At 60.2% G+C, this 7,651-nt stretch carries 5 protein-coding genes; 1 reads left to right on the top strand and 4 read right to left on the bottom strand.

Going from position 1 to position 7,651, the window contains the following annotated elements:
* Positions 1-113: 113 nt before the first annotated feature.
* On the bottom strand, positions 114-3,566 hold the full coding sequence (locus tag DXC52_RS05320) for a CAP domain-containing protein (protein ID WP_117746450.1): 3,453 nt from the start codon (positions 3,564-3,566) through the stop codon (positions 114-116).
* A 305-nt stretch (positions 3,567-3,871) separates the two neighbouring features.
* Between DXC52_RS05320 and DXC52_RS05315 the strand changes: the two genes are divergently transcribed.
* Positions 3,872-5,011, top strand: a complete 1,140-nt coding sequence (locus tag DXC52_RS05315; protein ID WP_117746449.1) for a DUF389 domain-containing protein — start codon at positions 3,872-3,874, stop codon at positions 5,009-5,011.
* Positions 5,012-5,136: 125 nt separating this feature from the next.
* On the opposite strand, the gene DXC52_RS05310 is transcribed toward DXC52_RS05315, so the two are convergent.
* The 3 genes from DXC52_RS05310 to DXC52_RS10330 form a co-directional block, all read right to left on the bottom strand.
* Entirely contained in the window at positions 5,137-5,586 is a 450-nt protein-coding gene (locus DXC52_RS05310; protein WP_147330598.1) for a hypothetical protein, read from the bottom strand.
* 191 nt (positions 5,587-5,777) lie between these two features.
* Complete coding sequence (locus DXC52_RS10335; protein ID WP_158554598.1) at positions 5,778-6,560, bottom strand: aryl-sulfate sulfotransferase; 783 nt, start codon at positions 6,558-6,560, stop codon at positions 5,778-5,780.
* Positions 6,479-7,513, bottom strand: coding sequence for an aryl-sulfate sulfotransferase N-terminal domain-containing protein (locus DXC52_RS10330; protein ID WP_158554597.1), 1,035 nt, complete (start codon positions 7,511-7,513; stop codon positions 6,479-6,481). Before DXC52_RS10330 ends, DXC52_RS10335 begins: the two co-directional genes overlap by 82 nt.
* Between the last annotated feature and the right edge of the window lie 138 nt (positions 7,514-7,651).

Below are 7,651 nucleotides of genomic sequence, written 5' to 3'. Positions count from 1 at the left end.
GAAACAAAGAAAGGCCGGCGCGCTGCGTTTGACAGCGCGCCGGCCTTATCGTTTGGCTAACGAGACGGTCCCACTATGAATTGGAGTTCATTGCAGAGCCGACGCCCGAATCACTACATGTGCTTGCGACGACGATCACCCAGCGTCACGCCTGCGGCCACGAGCGTTATGCCGCCGATGACGAAGACCTCACCTGCAAGCGCGGAGGTATCACCCGTCTGGGCAAGCGCACCGTCCGCGGCCTTCTTCTTGGTGACAGAAGCCTTTGTAGCAGCCTGCGCAACCTGAGGCTTGGCCTGCGGCTCAGCCTTGGGATGATACTTGTCGTACTCGGCCTGAGCGGCAGCCAGGGCATCCTTGGCATCGCCAAGCTCGGCAAGCGCGGCGGCATAGGCGTCGTTGGCATCGGACAGCCTGGCATCGGCATCGCTCAGAGCAGCCTTGAGGTCAGCGGCGGCATCGACGGCGGCTTTATAGCGAGCGTAGGCAGCGTTCAGCTTGACCAGCTTCTCGTTGCCCGTCGTGCCCGCGGCAAGGGATGCCTTGTGGTCGACAGCCTCAAGATCGGCCTTGAGTGCCTCGTCGTTGGCAAGCTCGGCCTTGGCCTTAACGATCTCGAGGTTCGCATCGACGACGGCTTCGTTGGCGGCCTCGAGCTGCTTCTGGGCATCGGCGACACCGGCGACGGCAGCGTCATAGGCGGCCTTGGCGTCGTCGACCGCCTTCTGGGCGCCGGCGAAGCGCTCGAAGGCCTTGTTTGCGGTGGCAAGCTCGCCCTCGGCGGCCTTGGCCTTCTCCTGTGCGTCGGACAGGGCCTGCGTCTTGGCGGCAACTGCCTGCTTGGCGTCCGAAAGAGCGGTCGCGGCGTGCACATCTGCGGCCTGAGCCTTGTCAACGCCAGCCTGGGCAGTGTCGTCGGCCTTCTTGGCATCGTCAAGCGTGCCCTGCTTGTTCGCAAGGTCCGTCTTGGCGGCATCGCGCTTGGCGGTAAGGTCCTTGACCGAAGTAGTGGCGTTGTCATACGCCTCGTTGGCCTGGTCGGATTTTGCCTTGGCGGCATCGCGGGCGCTGCGAGCCTTCGCCTTGTGAGCGGTGGCCTCGGCTGCCTTCGCCTTGCTGTCAGCAAGCGTGGCGTTTGCCTTATCGAGAGCTGCCTGGGCAGTAGCGGCCTTGCTCTTGGCGGCTTCGAGCTTGGTCTGGGGCGTCTTGACGTCGATACCCTTGAGTTTGGCTTCGGCGGCGTCGTATGCCGTCTTCGCGGCGGCGGTGCCGGACTTAGCCTTCTCGTACTCGCCCTTGGCGGTGTTCATGTTCACATCGGCCGCGGTGAAAGCGTCCTGGGCGGCATCCTGCCCGTTTACAGCTGCGAAGTAAGCTTCCCTAGTAGTTCCAAAGTTCTTCTGCGCCTCGGCGAGCTTGCCCTGAAGCTCCTTGAGCTGCGCCTTCTGAGCCTGCGTGCCGCCTGCATTGTAGGCGGAATCGATGTAGTCGTTGACGAGCTTCTTGAACTCGGAGACAGTGAAATCCTTCTGCCCCGTGCTCCCGCTATAGTCGAAAACGGTTACCTCGGAATCGGTGTTCTTACCGCTACCGGTTGCGATGCCGATAGCCTTCGCACCGGCATCGATGATGTTGAGATAGTGTCCGCACTCATGGTAGATGCTGTTGTAGTGCTGGTAGATATAGTAGGAATCATATCGGTGGCTGCCGAGTTCGTCGCCATACTGCGCAACGTACTTATCGAATGCCTCTTTCTCTTGGGTGTAGAGACCGGTATATGGCCAGCCGAGGGTATCCTCGGTTTCGCCTCCGGTGTATGCTCCGCCGCCGCCTGCAAGGTTCTCACCTTGATCGAAATAGCAGTTCGAGTGTCCCCAGATGTTCGATGAATATGATGTATTAAGTGCGGCTGCCGCAGTCATGCGGAGGCTGACGCTGAGCTCCGACTGACCGTTCGCCTTGCGGAGGTTGTTCTGGGTATCGAGGTAGGTCAGGGCGTTGCGCATCTGCTCCAAGGAGAGCGGATTGGTGTCGCGAGACATGTCCTGATCGACGTAACTATCATACCAGTCCTGTTTCTCTGTCGTCCCCATGAGCATCGACGCGGCAGTACTTGCATTCGACTTCTGCTGGGCTGTGAAATCGCTGCTGTTGCTGATGTAGGCCATAAAGCCGAGCATGCCCTTATTGATGACTTCCTGGTCAACGGTCATGTTGGACTTGAGGTCAGCAATCTGCTGCTCAAGAGCCTCAACCTGGGCATTAGCAGCGTCATAAGCCTTTTCCGCGGCGTTCGAAGCGGCGCAGGCTGCCTCCCACTCGCTGCGCTTCTGCTTGCGAACTTCGACAAGCTTATCGTACGCAGCCTTCTTGTCTGCTTCGGTCTGCTGCGCCTTCTCGTATGCGGCCTTGGCGGCGTCGCGCTCGCTGGCGGCGGCGTTGTACTCCTCGTTTGCCGCATCGTATGCAAACTGGGCAGATGCCACAGCAGCGTTGGCGGCGTTGGCCTTCTCCTGCGCGGCGGTGGCGGTATTCTGGGCCGCCTGCAGGTTCGCCTGTGCGGTGGCGTCTGCAGTCGTCGCGGCATCGAGCGCGGCCTGCGCGGTCGCGAGCTCGCTGGCGGCAGTGGCCTTGGCAGCCTCGAGCGCGTTCAAATCGATACCCGCGCCCGAGGTCGCGGCATCAAGCGCGGCCTGCGCCTGGTTGAGCTTCTGCTGGGCGTTATCGCGCGCGGTGGTTGCGGCTGCGAGAGCAGCGGCAGTCTCCTGCTTCTTGGCCTGGGCGGAAGTCAGAGCGGCCTCAGTGTCATTCTTTTCCTGCTGAGCGCTAGCCTCGGCAGCCTTGGCCTGGTCCAGATTGGCCTGTGCAGTAGCAACGGCCTTATTGACGTCATCGAGCTTTGCCTGCGCGTCCTCGACGGCTTTCTTGGCAGCCTCGTACTCGTCCATACCCATAGCCTCGAGCTTGGCCTGGGCATCATCGAGAGCCTTCTTGGCCTCATCCTGCTTTGCCTTGGCGTCCTTGAGCGCCTGGGTCTTATCCTCGACACTCTTGTTGGCCTGGTCGAGCTGATCGTTCAGGTCGCCCAGCTTCTTCTGCTGCTGCTCGGTCTTTTCGACGGCGGCTTTGAGCTCGTCAATCTTCTCCTGGAGCGCGGCGACTTCTGCTGCGTTCTGCTCGATTTCGTTGTCGCTCACAGCCTGCGAGGCCTGATTCTTTTGCTGCTGCGCCTGCTTTTGAGACTGGCCCGCCGCATCGGCGTTCTTCTGGGCGGCATCGTAGGCGGCCTGAGCGTCCTTGAGCTGCTTTGCCGACTCCTCGGCCAGCTGGGCAGCCGTCTTTACGACCGCTTGGTTACCGGCGGCAACGGTGTTCTCTACAGAACTACCCCCCTGAACAGAATCGCCGTTATCGGTTGACGGTGCGGCGATTGCCGCCAGCGGCGACATGAGCGGCTGAGCGATGAGACCCGCCGTCAAAACGGTTGCGACGGCGCGGTTAGCAACGCCCTTGACGTTGACGGCCTTAGCCCGAGGCTCAAAGTGTTGTGGACTGTAGTTTGCCATGGCTTTCTCCCTTTGACACGGATGTATCCATACGCTTCAAAATGTAGGAGCTGGTTTTTGAATTCTGTTGCGCAACATTGGTCACCGGCAGAGTTTTTGAAACTAACACCTCATGGCATCACAATTTCGACACATATGAGGGCGTTCGTGAATCATATTTTCGTGAGATGGCGTCCGCTTTGTCGTATACGCTTGTTCTTACGTCATCCGCCCTGCCAGCCGACATCCAACTAGCGCCCTGCCCGCCTCGGTGTAGAGTAAGGGCGACGGGCGGGATATGCGGCCCGCGCCAGAACGAGGTGAACATGGAACTCGACAAGCAACAGATCGAACGACTGCGTGAGCGTCATCATCGGCGTCACGGCATCCGCCCTGCTCATAGCGAAGCCATGGAAAACGTCACCCGCTTCCTCAAGCGCGCGTTCAACATTCGCGAGGGACGCGCGCCCTATCACGCAATCCGAAAGCGCTTTGTAAACGGGGCGCGCCTGACTGGCTCCCACCTATGCATCCCCATCATCGCCATGTTAGTCGCGAGCATCGGCCTCGATATCGATTCGGACATCGCCATCGTGGGCGCCATGCTCATCTGCCCGCTCATGGGCTCGGTTCTTGCCATGGCATACGGCATTGCCACGCTCGACCGCGAGATTACCGTCGAAGCCGTCGCCGGCCTTGCGCTGCAAATGGCCTTTTGCCTGGTCACATCCACGTTGTACTTTAAGCTCTCGCCCCTTGGCGCCACCACAGCCGCCATTATCGACAACTCGACGCCCACCGTGTGGGACCTCGCTGTCGCGCTCGCCGGCGGCTTTGCGGGCGGCCTAGGCAACTCACGCGACCAGGAGCCCGCAACGCTCATCGCCGGTGTGGCCGTGGCGACCGCGCTCATGCCACCCCTGTGCGCGGCGGGCTACGGCATCGCCATCGCAAGCGGGTCGCTGTTTCTCTCGGCGCTTTACGAGTTTGGCATCAACGTCGTCTTTATCGCACTGGCCGCCGAAACCGTGCTACTTCTTCTGCGCGTGCCGCTCAAGCGCGACCTTAACGGCGACGGCATTGTGACCGCCGAGGAAAATGCCGAGGTCGACGAGCTGTCGCGCAAAGTGCGCCGCCGCATCATCGTGGGCACGGTGATCTTTGCCATCCCCTGCATCGTTATGACCGCGGGGTCTATTGGCTCGGCGCAGGCCGGCGTGCAGGACGGCTACGGCGTCACCGAGACCACACGCGAGCTTGCCGCGGTGCTGCCGGGCTTTAAGGATTACACCGTCGCCGTCGAGACCTCGACCACCGAAGACGACGAGGAGGGCATCGTCGAGCGCGAGATTGTCGCCCATGTGACAACGAGCGAGGCGCTCGGGGCGCACGACCGCCACGTCGCCCGCAAGCTCATCGACCTCAACGTGCCCGAACTCGATCGCGTGGAGTTCGATGTGAAGTGATGCCGGCGTGGGATGAATGCTCGCACGGACGCAAGTTACGACAAGGCGCAGACGCGATACGGACACGAGCAAATAGCGGGGTGCAGTTCACACCCGCGCCCCGCTCTCTGTTTTATTACCGTGAATCAACTGTCCGGATCGACATCGCCGGACTCCACCGTAAACGCAGGTTTGGTGCTCACCAGATAAAATCGGGTCACTTTGCTATCTCTAAATAGATAGAGCTGGCCTTGCTCGCGTCGGCGTGACATATACGCCACGTGGACCGTACCGAATTCTTCACCGTTTTCCTTCTTTAATATCAGGATATTGGGGTCATCCGTACGCTTAAACTGCCCGTCTGTGCAGATTCCGTCTTGGTCGACCAGCTGCCATCGACAGTTGTCCTCCTCAAGAAAAGCCAGGGTTTCCCGACTCGTTTTGTCATCCCGATAGAAACCATCAATGGCAAACCCTTCGGAAGCGCATTCCTGCATATAGGACGTTTCTCGGCTTATAGCAAACAGCCCTGTAGCGCCCAGGAGCACAGTCAGGCAGACCACTGCAAGGGTTATCGAAATAGCACGGCGACCCATGTTAGCCCAACCGATAGTTATTTAACGGAGCGCGAAACATACCTGGAACCTCCGATATCAGGGGGGAACGTCACCGGCAGGCCAGCGACACCTATATGCTTCTTTTATCAAACCATATGGCTGTCACTCGCGGAGGGGGCATCGGCGAACGGCGTGCTTTCATACGCCATTGGTCAAACCTAAGCGCGGCCCTACAACCCGTACTTGTACACGCGGTAGATGAACTTCTCGGCTTCCATCTCGTAGGTGGCGATGGGCAACCCGTAGCGATCGTACTCGGCAAAGGTCTTGGCCCGGCCCGATGCCACAAGCATGCTATTCGAATCGCCGACGCGCTGTGCACTGCTTACGTAGCCCGAAAACGGCACGGCGATCTGGTCCTCGAGCTCGTAGGTACGCGCGGTCTCGTCTACCGCGAACACGCGCCCAAACGAATGCGTGCCCTTGTTGTAGTCGGTCACCACCGCGGCGCCCAGCTGGCCCCAGTCGAACTTGGGATAGCTCTCGGCCGCACCAAAGTTGTTGTCGTACAGCAGCACCTGGTAGCAACCGGTCGTTGCCGTGTCAGGACTCGGCAGATACGTCACGCTGTGCTGGCCTGCGTTGAGCGAAAAATCGCCCTGGGCTTGCAGCAGTTTGTCCTCAAAGCCCGAACCGGCCCAGAAATCGGGCGAGCCCATGAGCCAATCGACCGTGGGCGTGCCGTAGATATCGGCGAGCTTGATGACCGTCGAGGTTTCGCGCGAGCTGAGCAGGACGGTACCGCCGCCGAGCCACTGAATCGTGTTGATATGGATCCAATCCAGGTCGCCGTCCAAGGCCACCTTGGCGCTCGCTTTGAGATCGGGGAACATGTCGCCCAGGTCCACGACGAGGGAGACATCGCCGATTGTCACGTCGATTTTGATGATGAGGTCCTCGACATTAACGCGGTCGTCCTTGCCTTTTTTGGCAGCCGCGCGGTCGACGTCCAAATCGGCTTCGGAGCCGGCATGGCTCGCCAGCACCAGCAGATTGCGTCGTCATCGAAGGCGTAGTCGTGGTGCAACTCATAGTCGCCCGTGCTCCAGACGTTTACCACCTGGCCGATGGCGTTAATCTGGGCCATCTTGGTAGTCGAGACGCTCATGATCATGCTGCCGTCGCCTGGGAACAGCAGGCGATGGCAGCGGTAGCCGACAATCGGCACCTCGCCGCGGATCTGGCCGTCGTTGTCGTAGAGGTACATAAAGTCGAGCTTGGACGAGTCGTTGCCCAGGATGGTAAAGAGACCATCGGCAAGCGGCGTGTTGGACTCCCCCGCCGTGACGGCGAGGCGTTCTTCCTCCTCGCCCTTGAGAGCCGGGGTCTCAACCGTGAACGTCGAGGTTCGGCTGGCGCCGTCTTGTGCGGTACAGGTGAGGGTTACCGTGTTTTTGTGGTTGGGAATGAGGCCGATGACCTTGAACTCGTGCTCCGTTGCCGGCGTGTCGCCGCTGTGGGGCCCACGGGAAAAGGCGGCGACTTTGGGCGCGTCACCGGACTTTTTGCGACCGGCGACCTTGTAGGAGACGGTTACGGGATCTACCGTTGCAAAGCGGACGTAGCAGCTCAGGATGTCGGTGCCAAAGGAGTCCTGTGCGACAAACGGGGCAGTTTCGTCGTAGCCGCCTGCAGCATACTCAGCATCGAGCCGCTCCTTGATGGCCGCTTGTTTCTCGACGTCATAGGTCGCGACAATCTGCTTGTGCAGCTTCTTTTGCTCGTCGGTGAGCTCGTTGCTCGCAGTAGATGCGTCGTTCGCGCTGACGCCAAAAGCAGAGCAGCCCATGAGCTCTGTCCCGGCAAGCGCCAGCGCGCCCGCCGCACCCGCAAGAGCCGCTCGACGCGAGAACAGTCTGCCGTCTTTGTCACGCAATTTCAAATCGTTACCGTCTTTGAATGCCACTGTCGTTTCCTTCATATGCGGAGGCACTTGCCCAGCCTTGTCCAATATCGCTCGCAGCTTAGCAAACGCCCCTTAGCGGTAGCTTAGGTTTGCGGCGATGCAGAGACACAGGACGCACAGTTGGCCCGCAATGCCCCC

The organism is Collinsella sp. TF05-9AC (genome assembly GCF_003438495.1).
Classification (GTDB): domain Bacteria; phylum Actinomycetota; class Coriobacteriia; order Coriobacteriales; family Coriobacteriaceae; genus Collinsella.
The sequence above is the reverse complement of the archived record's forward strand: the minus strand, read 5'-3'. Positions and strand labels throughout refer to the sequence as shown.